Here is a 21,641-nt window from a genome sequence, read left to right as displayed (position 1 = left end):
TAATAATACCAATATTATATTAATAATGACTATTATATTACCGGACTTACGTAACGTCTTACTTTAATGCCCGCTTCATCCAAGATATTTCTGGACAGCTCATCCACATATGTGTCCAGGTAAACGATCTCGTCGATGCCGGCGTTGAGCAGGATCTTGGCACAGAGGACACAGGGAAAGTTAGTAGTGTAGATGGTGGCGCCCTTGATGCTTGCCCCGAAATATGCACCCTGAATGACGGCGTTCTGTTCTGCGTGGACCCCCCGGCAGAGCTCGTGCCTGGTGCCCGATTCGATGTTGTTCTGCTGGCGGACGCAGCCCACCTCCTCGCAGTGGCGAAGACCACGGGGAGCGCCGTTGTAGCCAGTGGTGAGAACCCTCTTCTCCTTCACGATGACCGCCCCCACCTTACGCCTCAAACAGGTGGAACGGGTGGCTACCAGCTCGGCCATGCGCATGAAGTAGGTGTCGTTGTCCGGCCTATCGCTCATCCTTTCCGAATATAGCCGTATATTATTAATTCCCTCGTTCGTCATCATTAATTATACGGAAGTCGGTTAAGTCGCCTGTTGTCCGAACTTCCTGGTAAGATATGGGGCGTGGTCAAGCGCTACAAGGCCGTCATTGGCGGAATGATCATCGTTCTGATGCTACTTGGAGGCCTCTTGGCCTATAGCGGTATTTGGCCCCCGGTCTTCGTTGTGGAATCGGCAAGCATGCAGCATAGTGATACAGAGAGCGATTTCGGGATCATCGACACCGGGGACCTAGTGGTCGTCCAGGCTACAGGTGGGGATGATGTGAGGACCTATGTGGAATGTTATCCTGACGGCCATCGTAGCTTCGGGGATTTCGGCGACGTGATCATTTATGAACGCTACGGGCGGTCCGAGTACACCCCCATCATACACCGGGCCATGCTGCGATTGGAATTCAACAGCACCGCCCTAAGTTTTGATATCCCCTCCCTGGCGCTCCTGCCGGCCGATAAGTGGGGAAACGGTCCTGTGGAGGATGGGCGATGGTGGAACCTTTCAGGTTATGTGGAGATCTATGACATAGGGTATCGGTCCGTCCTTCTCAGAGTGGACCTTTCCGACCTGCTGAGCTATTACGATGCCCACAACCTCGACCATGGTGGCATCATCACGCTGGGGGACCATAATGGGGGGGTGTATGATCAATCGACCACCACCATCTGCCGTGAGCCGATCATGGATGAATGGATCGTGGGCGAGGCCAAGCTTGAGATCCCCTGGATTGGCCTGATCAAGCTCTGGGTCAACGGCAACATGCCTTCGAACACCCCTGAGAACAGTAAGACCGGGCTGATGGTCACCTTGGCCGTGTTGATAATTGTACCTTTAGCCATCGATCTGACCGGGGTCGTGCTGAAGAAGAGGGGCATCGATCCCTGGGCCCGTATAAAGGAAATGATGCGACGAACGAAGGAATGATCACATCAGCGTGGTCTGGTTCCTTTGTTTGTAATGCTTGAGGCCGATGAAGACCTCATCCTCCTCCAACACCTTCCTGGTCTCACCGATGGGCACACTGAGGTCGATCTCCTTGGTGCGCCCGCCGCGACCGAACGAGCGCACGCGGGCATGAATGATGCCCAACATGTCCAGCTCGGAAATGAGGTCAGTTATCCTCCTCTGGGTCAACGGCCCCATGCCCAATATGCGGGACATTTCCTTGTACGTCTCGTAAACATCCCCGGTGGTCAAGCGTCCGACACTGCGCTCGACGTTGGCCACGATGCACATGAGGACCATCTTCGATTGCGTAGGAAGCGTCCTTATCGCCTCGCTGACGCAGTCGAGCTCCATTTTGTTCTTGGCCTTGAGCACGTGCAGTTCAGCGACTCGCTCGGAATTCTCCCTCTCGGCGATCTCTGCCGCGATCCGCAACAGGTCCAATGCACGGCGGGCGTCCCCGTGCTCCTGTGCGGCCAGGGCGGCGCATAGGGGTATGACCGCTTCCTCCAGTACGCCTTCGTCAAAGGCCAGGATGACCCTCTGCCGCAATATGTCCTTCAATTGGTCGGCGTTGTAAGGTGGGAAGACCATCCGTTCCCCCTCCATGCGGCTGCGGACCCGGGGATCCAGCATCTCCGTGAACAGTAGATCGTTGGAAATACCGATGACCGAGACCCGGGCCTTGCTCAGGTCGTCATTGATCTTCGATAGGTGGTACAGCACATCGTCCCCGCTCTTGTAGACCAGTTTATCTATCTCGTCCAGGGCGATTATGATGACCTGGTCCTGCTCGTCAAGCTTGTCCCGCAACATGTTGTAGACCTGCATGATGCTCAGACCGGTGAACGGTATTCTTTGATCGAAGTCCTTGACGAATTGGTTTCCGATGTTCTGCAATACGCCGTAGGCAGTGTCGACCACCTCGCAGTTCATGTAGATGAACGTCACCTTGTGACTCTCGCCGTCGGCCTTCTTGATCTCGTTCCCGATGAACTTGACGCATGCGGTCTTTCCCGTTCCAGTCTTGCCGAAGATAAGGATGTTGCTAGGCCTTTCACCCCTAAGGGCGGTGACCAGTACCGACGCCAGGGACTGTATCTCCTCTTGCCGGTGAGGTAGCACTTCCGGGATATAGGAGGGGCGTAGGATCTCTCGGTTGTTCTTTTTAAATATCTGCTTTCTATCCAGATGCTGCGTAAAGACGTTAGATTCCATGGTGCCCTCATATTGATAATAAGGTCCTGACCCGGTCAGGGAAAGGACATTGGGGTTCCCTTTACATGAACCTTACTTTTATCCTTGAATCTATAAGTAAGGCGGTCAACTGTCGATTTGGTTTTCATCGGGTGTATGCACTCCCACCCCTTCATTTCCGATGGAGCCCTAACAGGGTCTGTTACCAAATAAGGTAAAGCAAGGGGACGGGATTGGGGTGAAAGGAGAAATGCCGGTGCGAAAGGGCGCATTGATAAGCTTGAATTGGGACGTTGCGGAGATGGAAGAACTGTGCCAGTCCGCTGACATCGATATCATCTACGAGATCGTACAGAGAAGATCACATCCCGATCAGACATATTTCATCGGCCGAGGGAGATTCCGGGAATTGAAGGAACTGATGGATGAAAGCCCGGTGGAGGTTCTGATCTTCAATGGGGACCTCAAACCATCTCAACATTTCAATCTGGAGAACGGTCTGAAGATCGAGTGCCTGGACAGAGTGGGTGTAGTATTGGATATATTCACAAAGAGGGCGGAGAGCCGGGAATCCAAGCTCCAGGTTGAGAGAGCCAGATTGAAGTATCAGGTCCCTTTATTAAGGGAATGGGTTCACAGCGCAAAGGCCGGTGAGCATCCTGGTTTTTTGGGGGGAGGGGAATACGCCGTAGATGTGTATTACAACCTCATACGGCGGCGCATCGGTCTGATCGAAGATGAACTGTATGGATTGGCAAAGGATGGAGACCTTAGAAGGAGCGTCCGCCGGTACAAAGGTTTTAAAACGATCTGTTTGGCAGGTTATACCAATGCGGGTAAATCGTCGTTGATGAGGAGGTTGACCGGAGAGGAGGTCCTTGTAGCTGATAGAATGTTCTCTACTCTAGGAACGACCACCAGGAGGATGGGGTTTTCCAAGATACTGTTAACGGACACCGTGGGTTTCCTCAAGGACCTTCCGCATTATCTGGTGGAATCGTTCCGCAATACACTACAGGATGTGTTTTCCGCTGACCTGGTCGTATTGGTTGTTGATTCGTCCGAGGCATTATACAACATTAGTGAGAAAATGATAACGGTGCAAGAGATATTGGGTGACGGGGTCACTGGCGATAGGATCTTGGTCGCATTGAATAAAAGTGATTCGGACCCTGACAGAATAGGTGACATGGTCAATATGATCAGAGAGATCCTAGACCCGATAGCTGTAGTTCCTTTATCAGCTTTGACTGGAGATGGTATCGACACCATGCTCGGTCTGATCGATGAGTACTTTCGTCCACCAGTCATAGTACGTTTCTCAGCTGCCAATACCGATCGGACCGCGACAGAGATATCTCGTATCTATGATTCCTATTATGTTGAATCTGTTGAATATTCCAATATTGTCAAGGTGGTCTTCCGATGTGCATCGGAGGATCTGGAGCTTGTAATGGATAAACTCTATTCCTTACCGGGTATCAAAGACGTTTCTAGTACAATGAATTCTATCGATGATAGATAGATAATAGATTTTTATTCAATATATAATATAACATAAGTTAAAAATTAATCTATAAAATTTGGAAAAAATACGAGTATCCAGAAAGGCGACGCCGAAATTTCGTTCCATCGGAAATGATGGGGTGTCCCCTACTTAACACCCATTTGAGATTTCTTCTCATCAACTAACCGAGCATATTTTTCTGGTAACTGCCAAGCAGTATATTCCAAATCATCCAATGCTCTTACGAAGACCGCCTTGCTTTTTTCGGTCATAAGAAGTTTGAATCTCTTGATCCTCAGTATTATAAAAATTAACCAGATCGTTCCCACCAAGGACATCAGGATCCCCAACCCTCCGGCCCAGAACCCCCAACCACCCAAGCTCAATATCCAATGCAACGCATCGGACAGACCTGCGACGAACAGAAAATCACCGACCAACATTATGATGATGGACAGTTCTAACCCCTTCTCCACAGTGATGGGCTTGGACATGAAAGGTGAGATATGAAACCAGATATTCAATATTTACTTTAGACGGGGTGAAAAGTTCTTCTATCCCCACCCCGCTCGAGGGGACAGCATGTTCGTTGCCTTCGATGACACTGATTCCATTCAATCGATGTGCACCACCTTCCTAGCGACCGAACTGATCAAGGCCATGATGGGATACGATCTGATCGGCCTACCTCGGTTAGTTCGCCTGAACCCGGCGGTCCCCTGGAAGACCAGAGGGAACGGGGCGCTGTGTCTGTGCTTCGGTGTTGGCAAAGGTGAATGCCGAATGATAGGGGAGATCGACAGCCTACCCGTGTATAGTTACGAACGGATGTATGAAGATGCGGACCACAGGAACGTGCTGGAAACATCCAAACGGATCGTAGCAAAGTGGTCCCGCACTAGCGAGGGGGCCAGCCCCGGGTTGGTGGTCTCTGTGGTCAAACCAGCTCAACGATTGTACTGGGAGGCCGTACGAGGTATCGTGGAGAAGGATGACACGGTCCGAGAGCTGCAAAGGATCGGCGCGGACACGGTTGGCTGGGAGGGCGGTCGTGGCATTATAGGTGCGTCCGCGGCCATGGCCTGGAGACCTCACGACCGGACCTATGAGATCATCACCTATCGTCACCCAGATAGGTGGGGTACGCCTCGTGAACTAGACGACGACTCGATCAAGGAGATGGACCTTCGTCATACCACCACTTTCAACAACTTCGATCACCAGACCGGGAGGAGGGCCATTTCCCCCCACACTCCCTGCCCGGTGCTCTTCGGCGTCCGAGGGGACGACCCCAAGGACCTCATGGCCGCGGTGTTCAGCATAAGATCGGAACGGCCAGCGCGATGGCTGATGTTCCTCAGTAACCAGGGTACCGACGATCACATATTACGTACGCCCCCGATACTGCCGGACAGGTCCTACGAAGTGCTGGGGACCGTGGTCGGCACGCCCCGGACCATAACCGGGGGGCACGTCATCGTTCCGATGTCCATTACGAACGGTACCTTGGAATGCGCGGCCTACGAACCATCCAAGGAGTTCCGGGACGTCATCAGGGCGCTCCGGCCAGGGGACCGTATCCGGGTGTTCGGTGAACTGAGGGACAAGCCTAGAACGCTCAATCTGGAAAAGCTGCAGGTGCTGGAAACGGCGCAGCATATCAAAAAGGTGTCCAACCCCCGCTGTCCGGAATGCGGCGGTCCGACCAAATCCATGGGGTCTCAAGGAGGATACCGCTGCAAAAAATGCAGAACCAAGACCGACCTACCAGGAGGGTCGATCGACGAGGTCAGGGAGATCGCGCCCGGTTGGTATGAACCACCGGTCTGCGCCCGCCGACACCTGGGAAAACCACTGAAGAGGATGGGTCAATATCGTCATGAGTCGTAAGGTCCTATCGACAATAATTTATAGGGCTTCGGTCTATGAGAGCGAAACCCATCCAGCAAGCTGGTGAGGTAATTCATATGGAAGACGTGGTCATACTAAGTGCGGCTAGGACCGCCATCGGCAAGTTCGGGGGATCGCTAAAGGACGTACCGGCAACCCAGTTAGGGTCGGTGGCGGTAGCGGAGGCGGTTCGCCGTTCCGGCCTGCAATCCTCGGATATCCAGGAATGCCTGATGGGCAACGTGCTGTCCGCGTCCCTCGGTCAGAACCCGGCAAGGCAGGCGGCCATCGGGGCTGGACTACCGGTGGAGATCGGCTCCACAACAATAAACAAGGTCTGCGGCTCTGGAATGAAGGCGGTCATGCTGGCCGCCAACGCCATCAAGGCGGGGGAGTATGAAGTATTGGTGGCTGGCGGCATGGAGAACATGAACGCCGCACCCTACCTGCTCAAGCAGGCTCGGTTCGGATACAGGCTGAACGACAACAAGATCGTCGATCATATGGTGCACGACGGTCTGTGGGACATTTTTAACGATATGCACATGGGCATTACCGCAGAGATCGTTGCTGAACGATTCAAGGTCACCCGTGAACAGGCGGACCTGATGGCGTTCCAAAGCCACACCAAGGCGCAGAAGGCCCAGATAGAGGGCAGGACCGCAATGGAGATCACACCCGTGGTGATGAAGGGCAGGAAGGGTGACACTACCTTTGACCAGGACGAGGGCATACGCGCAGACACTTCCATGGAGGCATTGGCCAAGCTCTCACCGGCCTTCAGGAAGGAAGGCGTGGTAACCGCTGGCAACTCCTCGCAACTCAGTGATGGCGCGGCGGCCCTGATCGTCTGCTCCCGCAGTTTCGCCGAAGAGAGGGGCATAAAGCCGCTGGCAGAGATAGTAGGCTATGCCACCGGTGGCACCAAGCCGGAATGGATCATGGAGGCGCCCATACCCACCACCAGGAAATTGCTGAAGAAACTGGACATGGGCATAGGGGATGTGGACCTCTTCGAGCACAACGAGGCCTTCGCAACAGCCTCGGTGGCGGTGCGCGACACGCTCGGGGTGCCAGAGGACCGTTTCAATGTGAACGGAGGTGCCATTGCGCTCGGCCATCCCATCGGCTGTTCGGGCGCCAGATTATTGACCTCATTGATATACGCTCTGAAGGACCGGGGCAAGCGGACCGGTCTAGCTACGCTATGCTTGGGCGGGGGGAACGCTGTATCAATGATGATAAATCTCCAGAGGTAACAGTTCCCATACGGTTTTATATGGGCAATTTCAATTAATCCCGATTCGAATGCCTAATCTGGAACAGCTTCTGGCCCAAGTGGGGTCGCACCGCGAGGAAATGATCGAGGCCCTAAGTGAACTGATAAGGATACCGGCCATCGGTCCAGAGAGCGGGGGCAGCGGAGAAGTGGAACGTGCCCGCTATCTGCGGGACATCCTAGACCACTCCAAATTTGACGATGTGGAGATGTACGACGCCCTGGACGAGCGGGTCCGGCTCAGGATGCGCCCCAATATCGTGGCCCGCCGTCGTGGCAAGAACGATCAGACGGTGTGGATCGTGGCCCACATGGACACCGTACCGCCAGGAGATCTGAACGCATGGAAAACCCCACCGTTCTCCCCTCGCCTTTTGGATGGTAAGATATTCGGTCTTGGCACTGAGGACAACGGACAGGCACTGGTCGCCGCGCTGTTCGCCGCGGAGGTCCTAATGGACATGAGCGTAGAGCTGGAGCGGGGCATGGGGCTGGTCTTGGTGGCCGACGAGGAGGCCGGCAACGAGAAAGGTATCAAGTTCCTGCTTCAGGAAGGCGTGTTCAAGCCGGGTGACATCATCTTCGTTCCGGACCACGGAACGCCAAGGGGCGACGAGGTCGAGATCGCGGAGAAGCATATACTCTGGCTGAAGTTCACCGTCACCGGTAAGCAGGTCCACGCCTCCCGGCCGGACCAGGGCATCAACGCCATGCGCATGGGGTCCGAGCTCATAGTCTTCCTGCAGGATTTCCTGCAGCGCAAGTATGGAGGGACGGACGAGCTCTTCACCCCCGACCGCTCCACGTTCGAGCCGACGAAGCGCTTGCAGACCGTGGGCAACGTCAACACCATCCCCGGGGAGGACATATTCTACTTCGACTGCCGCATCTTGCCGAGCTATAGTATCGACACCGTGCTTAGCGACATAACAGCCGTGGCGGACATCTTTGAGCAGAAGACCGGCACCGAGATCAAGGTGGAGCCGGTGCAGATGACCCACAGCGGAAAACCGTCCGATCAGAACGGGGAGGGCATGAAGGCCTTGAAATGGGCGGTGGAAAAGGTTCGTGGTGTGGAGCTCAAGCCGGTCGGTATAGGTGGGGGCACATGTGCCAACTTCTTCCGACTGGCCGGTTTCGACGCCTATGTCTGGCAGACGGTGGAGGAGCTGGCCCACCAGCCCAATGAGTTCAGCCGGGTGGACAACATGGTTGCTGACGCCAAAGTGTTCGCCACGGTCCTGGCGGCCCTTTGTTACGGCAGCCAGTTCCAAGTCTGAAAAAACCTCTTCAACCCTTTTTATCGTTGAACAACCGATCGACCATCCATTGGCTGTCGAACTTGATGATGTCCTCGTACCCCTGTCCCGTCGACAGGAAGGCTATGGGCTTTTTGAGGGAATGAGCTATGGACAGCGCCGCGCCTCCCTTGGCGTCGGCATCGATCTTGGTCAAGATAACCACATCCACGCCGATCTCTTTCTCGAAAGTGCGGGCCTGCTCGATGGCATCGTTGCCGGCTAACGAATCGCCGACGAAGACGGTCAGGTGCGGTTTGACCACGCGCTTGATCTTTTTCATTTCGTCCATGAGGTTGGCGTTGGTCTGCATTCTACCGGCGGTGTCCACCAGCACCACGTCCCGTTTTCGAGCCTTGGCGTGATCCAGCGCGTCGTAGGCCACCGCGGCGGGGTCCCCTCCGGCCTGGTGCTTGATCACCTTGCTACCAAGACGGTCACCATGGATGGTGATCTGCTCGATAGCTCCGGCACGGAAGGTGTCGGAGGCGGAAAGCACTACGCTCAATCCCTGCTTCTGCAGGCGGTTGGTGATCTTTGCTATGGCAGTGGTCTTACCTGTGCCATTGATCCCCAGGAACATGATGATGACCGGTTTCTCATGGTCCTTGACATAAGAGTCGAAATCGAACTCGCTGCCCTGCAGCACCTTATGCACCGCGTTCTTAAGAGCAAGCTCGATGGCGTCCTCCACGCGGTAGGAGCGGTCCACTCTCTTTCCCAAAAGATCGGAGCGCACCGAGTCCTTGATCTCTTGGACTATCGGTTGCGCCACGTCCGCTTCGTATAGAACAAGCTCCAATTCCCATAAAAGTTCGTCAAGGTCCTTCTCGGAAATCTTTTTCCCAGAATCACCGACCACCTCCTCCACATGGGCGGAGGGCTCGATGTCCTTCTTCTTCAGACTCAGTATCTTCTTGAGGGAATCGAACATGGCCCCATCACTTCAGGCCTTGCTGCATCTTCTGGTATTCTTGCTGTAGGATCTGGGAGAGCTGCTGCATCTTGGCCTCGATGACCGTGCGACTCTCTCCGACCTTTTTCAGGGCGTCCATCAGTTCTTCGATGCGGGCGCCGACGGTGGCGATCGCTTCGGAGATGGGCTTGTTCATGGATATGCCAGTACCTATACCTACCAAGACGCTGTCGTTGCGGGCGATGGTGGCGTAGACGTAGGAGCTGCCGCCCACCGGCATCAGGACCTCGTCCCCCTCCTTGCCCTTGGAGATGGCATCTAGAGTGTCGCGAGCTCGGGAGTAGTCCTCCAAGGACATCTGTAATAGCTGCCCCTGTTCGTTCATGGCCTCCGACTGAGACTTGTAAGCCTCCAAGGTGGCCATGCCCTGACGCATCTCTTGTTCGTTCATCAATTCTCACCGAGCTGATGCTTTACCACCTGGTCGGTAACGTCCTCGGTGGCCATTGCCTTGATCTCTTTGAAGGTGACGTTTGCCCGCTTTATGCGGTGCTTACTGCCCAGGTCGGACAACACCCTCTCCATGGCCGCCTTCTCGTCAACGGCGGCCACTTGGATATTGAAGTTCTGAATGATCTTGCGGTAGCTCCCTCTGCATGCGTTATAGGAGCCTATTGCCTGAAAAGCCTTCATCGGAAATGCCTCGGCCGAGGAACGAGCTTCACCGAATAAAGCTTTTGGTGGTTCATCGTTCCCCTAGTCATGAGGACCATCGCCTTCTATCGACCCGGAAGGACGTTCCCCACGATATCGGTCACGGGGGCGGAGTGCGCGCTGATGTGTGAACACTGTCAGGGCCGATACCTCCAGGGAATGTTACCTGCCAGATCGCCAGAGGAGCTGCTCGAGATAGCTGTTCGTATGCAGGAACAAGGAGCCGCGGGATTCCTTCTCAGCGGCGGATGCGACAAGGACGGGAAGGTACCCCTGGCCCCGTTTCTCCCGGTTGTGCACCACATCAAGAGGACGACGAACTTGAAGATCAATATGCACCCCGGCCTGCTGTCCGATGTGGAGGCGGAGGAGATGGGCCGGGCGGGCGCGGACCGGATCTCATTCGATCTTGTGCTCGACCCGAACGTTCTCCGGGAAAGGATGCACCTCGACCGAACGCCAGAGGACGTGATCCATTCATTCCGATCCCTGTGCCGGGCCGCGCCGGGAAAGGTGGCGCCGCACGTGCTGCTCGGGTTGGGAGATCCAGATATCGAGCTCGATGCCATACGAACGGCCGGGACGGAGGACGTCCCCTGTCTGATCTTGTTATCGTTGTTGGGGAAGAAGGTCGAAGGCTGGGATGAAAGGTTGTTGAGGGCGGTGAGCGCCGCCACCGGAACAGGTAGACCAGTTATTCTGGGGTGCATGCGACCCCGGGGCTACTCGGACGTGGAGATGGCCGCTCTGGAGGCTGGCGCTTCCGGGATGGCCTGCCCTTCAAGCACGATCATCAATGAGGTCGAAGAGAGGGGCTGGAAAGGTGTTTGGCATCAAGGGTGTTGCGCCCTTCACCGGTAGATGCCGTCCTGGACGTAGCGTTTGCCTATCATGAAGGTGTACGCTACCCAGACCAAGTGCGTGACCAGGAACATCAGGGCTATCAATGGGATGTATGTCTGCATGGCGGACGATATGTTGCTGGTAATGGTGTAATCGACCTCAACCGGCACATCGTTCACACTGTACGCCAATATGTAGAACCTGCTGTGAACGGTATCCGGGAAATCCAGGGATATGGACATATCGGCTAGATAATCGGCGATATTGATCCGGTATCCGCCGAGCACATCCTTGCCACTGTTCGCGAACAGATCGTAGTTCTCTTCCGTTATAATGAAGATCTCCGCCAAACCATCGGACTCGAACTGCATGTGCACGACCTCAGTGAGCCCAAAGGCATCGCCGTTGAACATGGTGGCCATGACCGGAGACGTGTTCGAGGTGGCCAGGAGACTGCCGCTCTCTCCCAGATTTTTTTCTACCGCATCAGGCAGCATGGGCTGCCACAATATCAACAGAACGACCAGCATAACGACTATCCAGACAATCGAAGAGCGGAAACCTCGTTGTGTCACGATGAACTTGGCGCTGTCACTTTTTATGAAGCGCATCTCCAGCAGGGTGAAGATGAACCCTTCTATGACGATGACCAGCAGCATGATGAGCACGAAGAACAGGAAGGAGTTTACGTTGAAGAAGAACGGTTTGATGCTCAGTCCCTCACCCGCCACCAGTAGGTAGACGGCGAAGACCAGTACGATCGCCGATTGCACCATGATGAGGAATCTTCTCGTTCGATGTATGTGCGAGAGACGATAGCCTCCCTCAAATTTTCCGCTATCGAATTTCATGGCGCCCGGGAAAAAATATACTGGTCACTTAATAAAGGTTCCCATCTCAGTTCAGGGAGGCCCAACGACGTAGGAGCAGGAACAAAGCGGCGTATGTGGGGACCTCCAACTCCCCCTCCCCCTTTATCTGGAAGTCCTTTATCCTGATGTCCAACTTGTCCTTGGCCCTCACTTTCACCAGAGTATCCGGGAACACGTCCGGCACGGCGTTCTGCAGCGGGTCGAAATCATCGAGCTGATCCCGGCTGACGGTGACGACCCTCAATCCGGTCTTGCCATGGAGCGAACCAGGCAAGCGTATGAGGCGCTTTACATCTCTGGTCACAGGTTCGTCGATCTGACCGGCCACTCTTTCCTTCAGACTCTCTTGTACCATCTGCATGTACAGTTCCTTCACGCGGTCCGAAGTAAGATACTCCAGACTGTCATCCCTCAGGATCAGCTCCAACCCTGTGGACTCTCCTCGGCGGGAGTGCAGCGAGCGTTTCATTTCTTCCAGAGTGCTATCCCTGACGTTACTAAGCAGGGGATATCTTTCTCGAAGCCCCTGATGGTTCATTACTTTCACCTCGTTAGCGACCTTCTCTAGCGCCTCCCGGCCGAAACGGCGCCAGCCGCCCTGGTCCGCCCCTGGCACACTGACCGCCCGCTCCACCTTGACCCGTTCCTTGAAATCCTTCTTCATCGAGGCGGTGGAGGGGAACACAGTTTCCAGGTCCAGGTCCGTGCCGGTGACGAAGTCGATGATCTCCCCGCGTTCATGCGAGCCCAACTTCAGCAGTTTGGGATGGCTCACATGCACATGGTAGCCGCGTCCCCCGGAGAAACTGATTCGCACGTCCCTCTCATCGAAGCCAAGCTCCCCGAAGATGTAGCGGTCAAGCAGGGAGGCCGTCTCTCTCTTCACTAATTTCAACATGTCCTCGTACGACAGGCCTTCCGCCCCGCGAATGTGGTCCGCGTCGAGATCGAATATCAGGTCCGCGCCCTTCCACCCCTTGAGGTCCATGGTGGGGGCGGACGGTCTTTCGTAGAGAGCGGAGGAGAAATAGGCGTGAGAGGGTACCTGGTTCAACAGGAATCGCCGTAGATCGTTCTCCTCTAGGAACCCCAAATGCCTACGGACAAAATCCCGGTCGAAGAACATGAACCCGAACTCCCGGTCCCGTAGCCCCATCGGCGCTGGCGGGGGCGACCTCCGGTAGTATTCCCGGAACCAATTGGTGGCGAACTCGACCTCCCTGTTCACGTCCTTCCTCATGTTCTATTCAGAATAAATACGTTGTAATGCGGATCGAGGACGCCAAGGGCAACGGCGAATACCAAACTATATTACCGACTCAGGATATTTTGCCACGATTGGCATGAAAGCGTATATTAGGGTAATATACTCCAGTGACGGCAGCTCTCCCGGCCAGATCGACAAGGTCTTCGTCGGTAAGGGGTTCAAGAAGGTCCCTGGCATCCCTGGCTACGAGATCGAGGTGCTGAACGAGGGGGAGATGGGCGGTCTCCTGGAGGAATTGCATTCGGCCCTGAAGGGGCTGAAGGTCCGTTACATACCCACGCTGGGCACCATGGAGGGCCAGCCCTCCGTCGGCTATCGCCTACGTCTCTCCCGCCTCAGGGACTTCAACCTAGAGCCGCTGGAGCTCAGCGGTCTGTTGGAGGAGGACACGGCCAAGCTCAGGGCCGTCGTCCAGGAGAAGGTCGGCGCCTATGTGGACTCCATCGTGGCCGAGAGGCAGGAGGAGGTCCAGGCCACCGAGGAGAAACTTATGGCCGAGCGCGCCCGCCAGAACCTGATGGAGCAGTTGAAGGAGGGCCGCACTTTCCATGAGCTTTCCAAAGCTGTCCCGATGGAGGAGGAAGAGCTCTCCCAACGGCTGTTGGAGCTGGTGGAGAAAGGCGTCATCCGGGCGGAGCAGAAGGGCCGCAGCGTGGTCTACGTGGCGCTCTAGACCTTTCCCTCATTTTTATACCAATCGACGAACCGGCGCAGGCCCTCGTCGATCATCACTTTTGGCTCCCATCCCAGCAATCTCTTCGCCTTCGTATTGTCACCCCAGGTATGATCGACATCGCCTGGCTGCGGGGGGAGGTGTTCCGGTTGGAGGTCCTCACGGCCCACGGCCTTCAGTATCGACCGCACAACCTGGTTGACGCTGATGGTGGAGCCACTGCATACGTTCAACGGCTCCCCCTTCGGGTCGGGGCAGTCGGCGCACCGGCGTATGGCATCGACCACATCCGTGACGAAGGTGAAGTCCCGGGTCTGCTCTCCGTCCCCGAAGATCTGGGGACGCTTTCCGTCCAGCGCCCGATCGGTGAATATCCTTATGGCCATGTCCGGTCGCTGCCTCGGTCCATAGACGGTGAAGTAGCGCAGAGAGACGCTCTCCAGGCCATATAATTTATAGAACAACGAGCAATAATATTCCGCCGCAAGCTTGCTGGCGGCATAAGGCGAGATCGGGACGGTGGGATCGCCCTCACCTGCTGGTAGGCGAACGGCGTTGCCGTAGACGGAGGACGAGGAGGAGCTCACCACGCGGCGAACGCCCTCGTCCCGGGCGGCCAAGAGGACGTTCAATGTGCCAGTGGTATTTGCGTGGTGCGACCTCAGCGGGTCCTTCACGGAGATACGGACCCCGGCCTGAGCCGCTAAGTGGAAGACCACCTCAGCATCCTCGAAGGTCTGGCGCAAGGCATCGATGTCTAGGATGTCCACCTCCTTCAGGCGGAAGGCGTCGTTGCCCAGGTGCCTGCTGAGGAAGCGCATCTTGCCCGAATAATAATCGTCAAAATTGTCCACCGCGACCACTTCATGCCCCTCACTGAGGAGAAGATCGGTTAGAGTACTGCCGATGAACCCCGCCGCACCAGTGACCACCGTTTTCATGTATATCGACCATGGGGAAAGCCTCTGAACTAATAATGATTGCGCGACCGTTGATAAATGAGCTGGCTATCGATTTTCTAAGATACGCTTTTATAGAACAATCAACAAATTTTAAATACGGCCGCCATCATGATTCGCGATAGGTGAAAAGTAAAATGGGTGCTACCATCAGAACCATGGGGCTCTTCGTCTTCATGTTCGGCCTGTTCATAGCCGTCGGTTGGCTGGTGGGCTCGTTCTTCATCGGCAATTGGGTGGTGGGTACCGTCGTGTTCCTGGTACTCGCCGGTCTGATCAATCTGATATCATATTTCTACTCCGGCAAGATCGTCCTCTGGTCCTACAAGGTCAGGATCGTCAACGAAGTAGAGTCGCCGCGGCTTTTCCGCATGGTGCGCCAAATATCCTCAATGAACGGGCTCCCGATGCCCAAGATAGGCATAGTGCCAACGTCAACACCTAACGCCTTCGCCACTGGACGGAACCCGAAGAACGCCGTGGTCTGCGCCACCGAGGGCATAATGCGCATGCTGGACGACGACGAGCTGCTAGGCGTCCTGGCGCACGAGATGGCCCATGTGAAGAACCGGGACATACTGGTCATGAGCGTGGCCGCTACCATTGCCGGAGCCATATCCTTCGCCTCCCGATTCGCCTTCTATGGGGTGCTGTTCGGTGGAGGCCGCCGTAACGAGGGAGGATTGATCATCGCCCTGCTGGTCATGATCACCGCGCCCATAGCCGCAATGATCGTACAACTGGCCATCTCCCGCAGTCGGGAGTACAAGGCCGATTACGAGGGCGCCAAGCTCATCGGTAAACCCCTGTACCTGGCAAGCGCGCTGGAGAAGTTGGAAACGGCCAACAAGCGCAACCCGCTGAAGTTCGGCAACCCCGCTTCATCCAGCCTTTGGATCGTCAATCCGTTCAGTGCAAAGGGGTTGGCGACCATCTTCGCGACCCACCCGCCCATGGCCGAGAGGGTCAAGCGCCTGCGACAGATGGCGAATAAGATGGGCCAGTACTGAAAACCCCTTTTAAATCCCCTTCTTTTGAACCGATCATAGGTCATTGAAGAGCATCTGCCCGCATAATCGATTGTCTCTCAGGAAACGCAGGCCGCGGACGATGTTGTTTACTTCACCCAGGGAGTGATGCATGTCGGTGCCAATGGAGACCTTGACCTTGCCATCGAAAGCTCTGTAGAAGCGTTCCGAGTGCTCGAAGAGGTAGCGCCCTTGGCGGGCGTAGTGCTGCGAGGTCGGCACTTCGATGAAAGCGCCCAATTCCGCCAACCTCTCGGCCAACCACTCCGGGTCTCTTTGAGGGAAGATGCGGTCCATGTCCCAATGGCAGAGGCCGAAGGGAATGTTCAGGTTCCCAGCCAGGTGGTGAAGTTCGTTCAGCGGTATTCCTCCCTGCAAATGATCTTCGACGTACTCGAACAGCAGAAGGTCCAGCTGGTTCAGCTTATCGAATGGCAGGTCGTACAGCTCGCACCTCTCCGGGTTGGTGTCGATCTCCACTCCAGCCAACACTTCGATCTTGCCAGCATATTTCTCTCTCGCTTGCCGGATATTACGCAAGTAGACGTCAAAGTCCATGCGCAGCAGGGGGTTGATGATCTTGCAGGTCTCGAAATGGTCGGTGATGGCCACGTGCGTGAGTCCGCCCTCATAGGCCGATCGCACTACCTCCTCCACAGTGAAATCGCCGTCGGAATAGAGCGTATGGGTGTGGAGGTTGATTCGGGGAAACGGCATCGATCGCTTTATTCCCACCCTCTAAGATATAAACACTTGTTCGTAAAAATAAAAAAAGGTTTGAGGGGAGAAAACACTCCTCCCCTCGGAGTTGAGATCACAATTCATCGTCAGCTCATATGGCTATCTTGCCCCTCTCATTGGTACGCACCCGGACCACCTCTTCAACGTTCCAGACGAAGATCTTCCCGTCGCCTATGTCGCCGGTGAAGGCGGACTTCTGGATGGTGTCCACGGTGAGATCCGCGATCTCTACATCGACCACCACTTCCAGCTTGATCTTGGGCAGCAGGTCCACATCGTAGACCGCCCCCCTCCATTGCCGGGTCTGTCCTTTCTGCACTCCCCGGCCCTGGATCTCGGTTACGTTAAGGCCGACCACACCTATCTCGGTGAGGGCGCTCTTGACGTCTCCCAGCTTCTCGTGCCGGATGATCGCCTGTATCATTTTCATTTGATCGCCTCCTGGGTCATAGCTACTTCCTTGGTCACCATCTCCGGATATGCGGAGACGTTGTGCTCGCTGATGTCCAGCCCCTGCAGCTCCTCCTCCGGACTGACCCGAATGCCCACGGTCTTCTTCAGCCCATAGAACAGGGCGAAGCCAGTACCGAGAGCGTATATGGCAAGGACGACCACGTTGATCATCTGCGCGGCGAAGAAACCGGCGTTGCCGTATAACAGGCCAGTTACCAGCGGGCCATCCACGGTGTATACACCGAAGGTACCGTCGGCGAACAGGCCCAGGGCGATAAGGCCCCACAGGCCGTTGAAGCCGTGCACGCTGATGGCGCCCACGACATCGTCGACCCCTTTCTTCTCCAGGAACCATACGCCGTAACAGACGACGATACCCGAAACGGCGCCGATGACCATCGCTGCCCACGGTTCCACCCAGGCGCAACCGGCAGTGATGCCGACCAGGCCGCCTAGCATACCGTTGACCGCCAGGCCCAGATCGGGCGTACCGGCCCTCTTCCAGGACAAGAGCACCGCGGTCACAGCGCCCACCGCACCGGCGATGACCGTAGTGACGCATATCTTAGCGATGATCAGCTGGTTCCCGGATAGGGTGCTGCCGGCGTTGAAGCCGAACCAGCCGAACCAAAGGATGAACCCGCCCAGCATCACCATGGTCATGTTGTGACCAGGGATCGGTAGGGGCTTCCCTTCCTTGGTGTACTTGCCAATGCGGGGCCCGATGACGATACAAGCGGCCAGGGCCAATAGTCCGCCGAGCGCGTGCACCACGCCTGAACCGGCGAAGTCGAGAGCGCCGTAGCCGCCACCCAGGTTCACCATGAAGTCCGACGCCGCCAACCAACCGCCGCCCCATATCCAGTGACCGTAGATAGGGTAAATCACAGCGGTGACTACGGCGCTGTATATGAGGTATGTCTTGAACTTTGGCCTCTCCGCTATCGCACCCGAGACGATGGTCACCGAGGTGGCGGCGAAGACCAGCATGAAGAACCACAGCAGCATGTTGCCTGCGTCATAGGATTCCCCGAACAGCATGAAGTTCGATGATGGATCTCCGAATATTCCTCCGACATCGCTCCCCATAAGCAGGGAGTAGCCTATTATCAGGAAGGCGATGGTCCCTATGGTGAAGTCCATGAAGTTCTTCATCAGGACGTTGGCCACGTTCTTAACGCGGACCATACCGACTTCCACCATGGCGAAACCGGCCTGCATGAAGAACACCAGGAAGGCGCAGACCAGTACCCACACGTAGTCGATCGAGTTCATAGCCCCTTCGAGATCGATGGGATTCCCGGCACCACTGGGATCGGCGGCCATGGTAGTGGCCGGCAACAACACCAGAAGTCCGAGCAATAGCAGCAGGAACACAGAGTACCTACGCATCGAGCTCCCCTCCGATCTTTGATTCAACATCGTTCAAGTTCATTTTCAGCTTCAACTCGCTTGAGCTTATGCGCCATAAAGCATCAGACAGCAGGGGGTACGCCCCAGCCGGGGCTTGGGCCAACAGGGAGACATCGGCGATGGCCGCAATCCATCCCACGGCGGTGAAGCGGATCTCGACGCTCCTTTTCCGCTGCGGAGGAACTAAGCCCCGATGTTTGTCTCGTTTCCTAATGTCCCAATAGATGTTTATCGAGCGCATTGAGTAAAGTGTAGATATATGTATAATAAATAGTTATTGCAATAATCAAATGAATAATGATTACGAAAATACTGTACATTTGTAGTATTGGAATCATATTATTCCTATAGTAATTATTTTCGCATTAGCCAGATTAAAAATGAAGAGTCTTTAAGGAATTTTTATAAAAAAAATGAATAGGAGGGGGATCATGCCCTAAGAAAACGTCACTTGATCTGTTCCCACTTCTCCAGTTCCTGAACGCTAGAAAGGGTTCCCCCTCGACGGATCTCCTCTCTTATGCGCACCTCGCGCTCAAAGACGTCGACCGAACGGTTCGCCACTTCCACAGCGTGCTCCTGTGGGATGACCACGATGCCGCTTTCGTCCCCCACGATCCAGTCGCCCGTTCTAACCATTTGGCCACCGCAGACGATCTCCAGACCGATGCCCCCGTAACCTTTTGGTTCCCCGGCATGCGGGGAGACGTGTCGGCTGAACATGGGCAGCCCGAGATCGATCACTCCCTCCAGATCGCGCACGGCTCCGTCAATGACGATGCCGGCCACCCCTCTCATCTTGGCGCTCATGGTCGCCAGCTCACCCCACACCGCTATGTCGCTGCCCCCCGCGTCGATGACGATCACATCTCCCTTGGACGCCCGGTCGATGGCCTCCACCGGTTTAGCCCAGTCGCCCTTTACCGTCTGAACCGTCAATGCCCGGCCGACCGTCTTCACGCCATGACCATTGCGAAGGACTATTCCATTCATCACTCCGTGCTTATGCGCCGCGTCGGCGATGTTCGAGGTGGATACCTTCCCGAAAGCCAGGAAGAGATCCTCCTGCGAATATTTCCTGGCCAGGGCGTTCGGCATCCCTTTTCCGGTGGCCATGGAATCCTTGACAGCCTTGGCCGCGCCTCTCACGTCCCCGGTCTTGATTATGCCCCCGCCGACTATGATGATCGACGCGCCATGCTCTATCATGATCGGAGCGGTCTCGGAAGTAATGCCCCCGGCGACGGCCACAGGTATGCTTATGGACGAAGAGACCCCGGACACGATGTCAAAGGGGGATTTTTCGCCCTTCATCTGCTCATCGATACCCACATGCAGGCAGACGTACGAAACCCCCAGTTCCTCCGCCATTTTAGCTCTGGCGATCTTATCCGGAACGTTGATCAGGTCCAGCATGACCGCCGCCCCGTATTTGCGTGCGGCCAGCACCGCTTCGGAAATGGTCCCATCGTCCGACAGTCCCAGCACCGTGATCACGTCCGCACCGGCCTTGGCGGCGATCTCCACCTCGAAGCCACCGACGTCCATCGTCTTCATGTCGGCCACGAGCGTTCTCCCAGGGAACTCTCTTTTCAGGGCGCGCAGGCATTCCGCTCCCTCGCTCTTGATGAGGGGAGTACCCGCCTCTATCCAGTCCGCCCCTCCTTCCAGGGATTCTCGCGCGATCTCGATGGCACGTTTGAGATGCATGAGGTCCAAGGCGACCTGCAGTACCGGTTGCATGCCCCGTCTATCGCCACCGGGATAACTAACCTTTTCGTTCAACAATTAATATATCCCCAGATGGGTATCATGGCCGCATGGCCGTATCCCCCGGGACGAGATGCTGCACCGGCATGGAGTGCATCGACCGCATAGTGGGTGGAGGATTCCCTGCTGGCGGGATGATATCCGTCACCGGTCCATGTGGGTCAGGGAAGACGCTTTTCGCTTTGGAATACCTTATCCGCGGGGGAATGAACGGTCAGAAAGGCATGTACATCTCCACCGTGCATGGCACGGATAAACTGATGACCTACCTGCCGAAGCTGGACTACGCCGATCCCAAGATATTCGAGAAGGGGGCGGTCGTCCTGAAGCACATCGACGAGATGGGGTCCGGGGAGAGGGACGACGGTAAGATCACGAAAACCGAAGCGTTCGCCATGGTCTCCGATATTGCTGAAGCGATCAAGACCGGTAAGATCACCCGACTGGTGCTGGACGCCACCAACCCCATCGTAGTTGAGATGGAGGAATGGGTCGCCAGATCGTTCCTGTTATCATTGTCGAAAGCGCTCTTCGAGGCCGAGTGCACCGCTCTTCTGATCATCGAGGGCGAGGGCGTCGATTCCCAAGAGCATATGATGTCCGACGGGATCATCAAATTGGGGAACGCCGTCAGGCGCGGAGATAACTTCCAGGTGCTGGAGATAGTGAAGATGGCCGGAGCGGCGCACTCGCGCGCCAAGTACGTCATGGACCTGACGCCGGAAGGAATGCTCATCACTCCGATGCTCAGGGGGGTGTGACATGGAAGAGGTCGCGCCGCAGATACTAAACCGATTACAGGAGCTCGGTCCAGCGGTCTCTGTCGATTTCAACATCGGTGTTGAGGCGTACTTTGATACGCTGACGACGCTCATAGACCGTTTCTGCAACAAAAAGAAACTATCGTGCATATACATCTCGATAACGGTCCCGTCATCAACGATCATCTCGGCGTTGCAGTCATTGGAGATCGATACAGCGAAGATACGATTCATCGACTGCATATCCTTCGCCACCATGGAGTGCATGGGAACGGACGAGGCGCAGACGGTGTTCGTAGAAAGCCCCACCATGCTGGAGTACATCGTGCTCAAGATGGAGTATCTGTTCCGCAAAGGCAAGGGGGAAGAGTTCATGGTCATACTGGACTCGGTGAACTCCCTGGCAGCGCACAACGAGGTGAGGATACTCTACGAGTTCATGCAGGTGCTCATGGCCAGTGCCAAAGGCAAAGGCGCCTATCCGGTGCTTCTCAGTATGGAGGAGCAGATGAAACCGGAGGTTCGTGAGATGCTGACCTTGGTATGCGATCAGATCGTGACATTGAAGTGAGAATGATTGCA

24 protein-coding genes are annotated in these 21,641 nt (G+C 55.6%); 10 read left to right on the top strand and 14 right to left on the bottom strand.

Translation table 11 applies throughout. The features are described 5' to 3' along the window. Positions 1-32 precede the first annotated feature (32 nt). A complete protein-coding gene (locus VMW85_07400) occupies positions 33-491 on the bottom strand; it encodes a cytidine/deoxycytidylate deaminase family protein (GenBank protein ID HUT27852.1) in 459 nt (152 codons plus the stop codon). Positions 492-569: 78 nt separating this feature from the next. Here VMW85_07400 and VMW85_07395 point away from each other — a divergent pair, with 78 nt between their 5' ends. Continuing rightward, entirely contained in the window at positions 570-1,457 is an 888-nt protein-coding gene (locus VMW85_07395; protein ID HUT27851.1) for a S26 family signal peptidase, read from the top strand. On the opposite strand, the gene VMW85_07390 is transcribed toward VMW85_07395, so the two are convergent. Then, positions 1,458-2,696, bottom strand: a complete 1,239-nt coding sequence (locus tag VMW85_07390) for an ORC1-type DNA replication protein (protein HUT27850.1) — start codon at positions 2,694-2,696, stop codon at positions 1,458-1,460. 229 nt (positions 2,697-2,925) lie between these two features. Between VMW85_07390 and hflX the strand changes: the two genes are divergently transcribed. Further along, positions 2,926-4,200 carry a GTPase HflX gene (hflX, locus tag VMW85_07385; protein HUT27849.1) on the top strand — a complete coding sequence of 425 codons (1,275 nt, stop codon included), beginning with the start codon at positions 2,926-2,928 and terminating at the stop codon, positions 4,198-4,200. Positions 4,201-4,328: 128 nt separating this feature from the next. Here hflX and VMW85_07380 read toward each other — a convergent pair whose 3' ends face one another. Then, positions 4,329-4,676, bottom strand: a complete 348-nt coding sequence (locus VMW85_07380; protein HUT27848.1) for a hypothetical protein — start codon at positions 4,674-4,676, stop codon at positions 4,329-4,331. Positions 4,677-4,764: 88 nt separating this feature from the next. On the opposite strand from VMW85_07380, the gene VMW85_07375 reads away from it, so the two are divergent. The 3 genes from VMW85_07375 (at position 4,765) to VMW85_07365 (ending at position 8,631) form a co-directional block, all read left to right on the top strand. Then, positions 4,765-6,072, top strand: coding sequence for a tRNA(Ile)(2)-agmatinylcytidine synthase (locus VMW85_07375; GenBank protein HUT27847.1), 1,308 nt, complete (start codon positions 4,765-4,767; stop codon positions 6,070-6,072). 77 nt (positions 6,073-6,149) lie between these two features. After that, on the top strand, positions 6,150-7,331 hold the full coding sequence (locus VMW85_07370) for an acetyl-CoA C-acetyltransferase (GenBank protein ID HUT27846.1): 1,182 nt from the start codon (positions 6,150-6,152) through the stop codon (positions 7,329-7,331). Positions 7,332-7,380: 49 nt separating this feature from the next. After that, positions 7,381-8,631 (top strand): M20 family metallo-hydrolase, encoded by a 1,251-nt coding sequence (locus VMW85_07365; GenBank protein HUT27845.1) that lies wholly within the window; start codon positions 7,381-7,383, stop codon positions 8,629-8,631. Positions 8,632-8,641: 10 nt separating this feature from the next. On the opposite strand, the gene ftsY is transcribed toward VMW85_07365, so the two are convergent. Genes ftsY through rpl18a form a run of 3 tightly spaced genes read right to left on the bottom strand, consistent with a single transcriptional unit; the run spans position 8,642 to position 10,258 of the window. Continuing rightward, positions 8,642-9,583, bottom strand: a complete 942-nt coding sequence (gene ftsY, locus VMW85_07360) for a signal recognition particle-docking protein FtsY (GenBank protein ID HUT27844.1) — start codon at positions 9,581-9,583, stop codon at positions 8,642-8,644. Between the two features lie 7 nt (positions 9,584-9,590). Then, a complete protein-coding gene (gene pfdA / locus VMW85_07355) occupies positions 9,591-10,016 on the bottom strand; it encodes a prefoldin subunit alpha (protein ID HUT27843.1) in 426 nt (141 codons plus the stop codon). After that, positions 10,016-10,258 (bottom strand): 50S ribosomal protein L18Ae, encoded by a 243-nt coding sequence (rpl18a, locus tag VMW85_07350; GenBank protein HUT27842.1) that lies wholly within the window; start codon positions 10,256-10,258, stop codon positions 10,016-10,018. The genes pfdA and rpl18a overlap by 1 nt, the downstream gene beginning before the upstream one ends. A 69-nt stretch (positions 10,259-10,327) precedes the next feature. Between rpl18a and VMW85_07345 the strand changes: the two genes are divergently transcribed. After that, on the top strand, positions 10,328-11,140 hold the full coding sequence (locus VMW85_07345; GenBank protein HUT27841.1) for a radical SAM protein: 813 nt from the start codon (positions 10,328-10,330) through the stop codon (positions 11,138-11,140). On the opposite strand, the gene VMW85_07340 is transcribed toward VMW85_07345, so the two are convergent. Further along, a complete protein-coding gene (locus tag VMW85_07340; GenBank protein ID HUT27840.1) occupies positions 11,131-11,973 on the bottom strand; it encodes a hypothetical protein in 843 nt (280 codons plus the stop codon). The genes VMW85_07345 and VMW85_07340 overlap by 10 nt on opposite strands. Positions 11,974-12,019: 46 nt before the next feature. Beyond that, positions 12,020-13,222 carry a DNA primase catalytic subunit PriS gene (gene priS / locus VMW85_07335; protein ID HUT27839.1) on the bottom strand — a complete coding sequence of 401 codons (1,203 nt, stop codon included), beginning with the start codon at positions 13,220-13,222 and terminating at the stop codon, positions 12,020-12,022. Between the two features lie 115 nt (positions 13,223-13,337). On the opposite strand from priS, the gene VMW85_07330 reads away from it, so the two are divergent. Then, positions 13,338-13,934, top strand: a complete 597-nt coding sequence (locus tag VMW85_07330) for a hypothetical protein (GenBank protein HUT27838.1) — start codon at positions 13,338-13,340, stop codon at positions 13,932-13,934. Here VMW85_07330 and VMW85_07325 read toward each other — a convergent pair. Then, positions 13,931-14,875 carry a GDP-mannose 4,6-dehydratase gene (locus VMW85_07325; protein ID HUT27837.1) on the bottom strand — a complete coding sequence of 315 codons (945 nt, stop codon included), beginning with the start codon at positions 14,873-14,875 and terminating at the stop codon, positions 13,931-13,933. The genes VMW85_07330 and VMW85_07325 overlap by 4 nt on opposite strands. A 155-nt stretch (positions 14,876-15,030) precedes the next feature. Between VMW85_07325 and VMW85_07320 the strand changes: the two genes are divergently transcribed. After that, complete coding sequence (locus VMW85_07320) at positions 15,031-15,903, top strand: zinc metalloprotease HtpX (GenBank protein ID HUT27836.1); 873 nt, start codon at positions 15,031-15,033, stop codon at positions 15,901-15,903. A gap of 33 nt (positions 15,904-15,936) precedes the next feature. Here VMW85_07320 and VMW85_07315 read toward each other — a convergent pair whose 3' ends face one another. The 5 genes from VMW85_07315 to hxlA form a co-directional block, all read right to left on the bottom strand. Continuing rightward, positions 15,937-16,638 carry a PHP domain-containing protein gene (locus tag VMW85_07315; GenBank protein ID HUT27835.1) on the bottom strand — a complete coding sequence of 234 codons (702 nt, stop codon included), beginning with the start codon at positions 16,636-16,638 and terminating at the stop codon, positions 15,937-15,939. Between the two features lie 115 nt (positions 16,639-16,753). After that, the gene (locus tag VMW85_07310) at positions 16,754-17,092 is read right to left on the bottom strand and encodes a P-II family nitrogen regulator (protein ID HUT27834.1); all 339 of its coding nucleotides are present in this window, start codon (positions 17,090-17,092) and stop codon (positions 16,754-16,756) included. Next, entirely contained in the window at positions 17,089-18,507 is a 1,419-nt protein-coding gene (locus tag VMW85_07305; GenBank protein ID HUT27833.1) for an ammonium transporter, read from the bottom strand. The genes VMW85_07310 and VMW85_07305 overlap by 4 nt, the downstream gene beginning before the upstream one ends. After that, a complete protein-coding gene (locus VMW85_07300; GenBank protein HUT27832.1) occupies positions 18,500-18,769 on the bottom strand; it encodes a hypothetical protein in 270 nt (89 codons plus the stop codon). The genes VMW85_07305 and VMW85_07300 overlap by 8 nt, the downstream gene beginning before the upstream one ends. Positions 18,770-18,975: 206 nt before the next feature. Further along, complete coding sequence (hxlA, locus tag VMW85_07295; GenBank protein ID HUT27831.1) at positions 18,976-20,313, bottom strand: 3-hexulose-6-phosphate synthase; 1,338 nt, start codon at positions 20,311-20,313, stop codon at positions 18,976-18,978. Positions 20,314-20,348: 35 nt separating this feature from the next. On the opposite strand from hxlA, the gene VMW85_07290 reads away from it, so the two are divergent. Both VMW85_07290 and VMW85_07285 read left to right on the top strand, forming a co-directional pair. After that, positions 20,349-21,059, top strand: a complete 711-nt coding sequence (locus VMW85_07290) for an ATPase domain-containing protein (protein HUT27830.1) — start codon at positions 20,349-20,351, stop codon at positions 21,057-21,059. Between the two features lies 1 nt (position 21,060). Next, a complete protein-coding gene (locus VMW85_07285) occupies positions 21,061-21,630 on the top strand; it encodes a hypothetical protein (GenBank protein HUT27829.1) in 570 nt (189 codons plus the stop codon). Positions 21,631-21,641: the final 11 nt, after the last annotated feature.

The sequence above is a fragment of the Methanomassiliicoccales archaeon genome (genome assembly GCA_035527755.1).
GTDB lineage: Archaea > Thermoplasmatota > Thermoplasmata > Methanomassiliicoccales > UBA472 > UBA472.
This window is presented reverse-complemented; position numbering and strand designations above follow the sequence as displayed.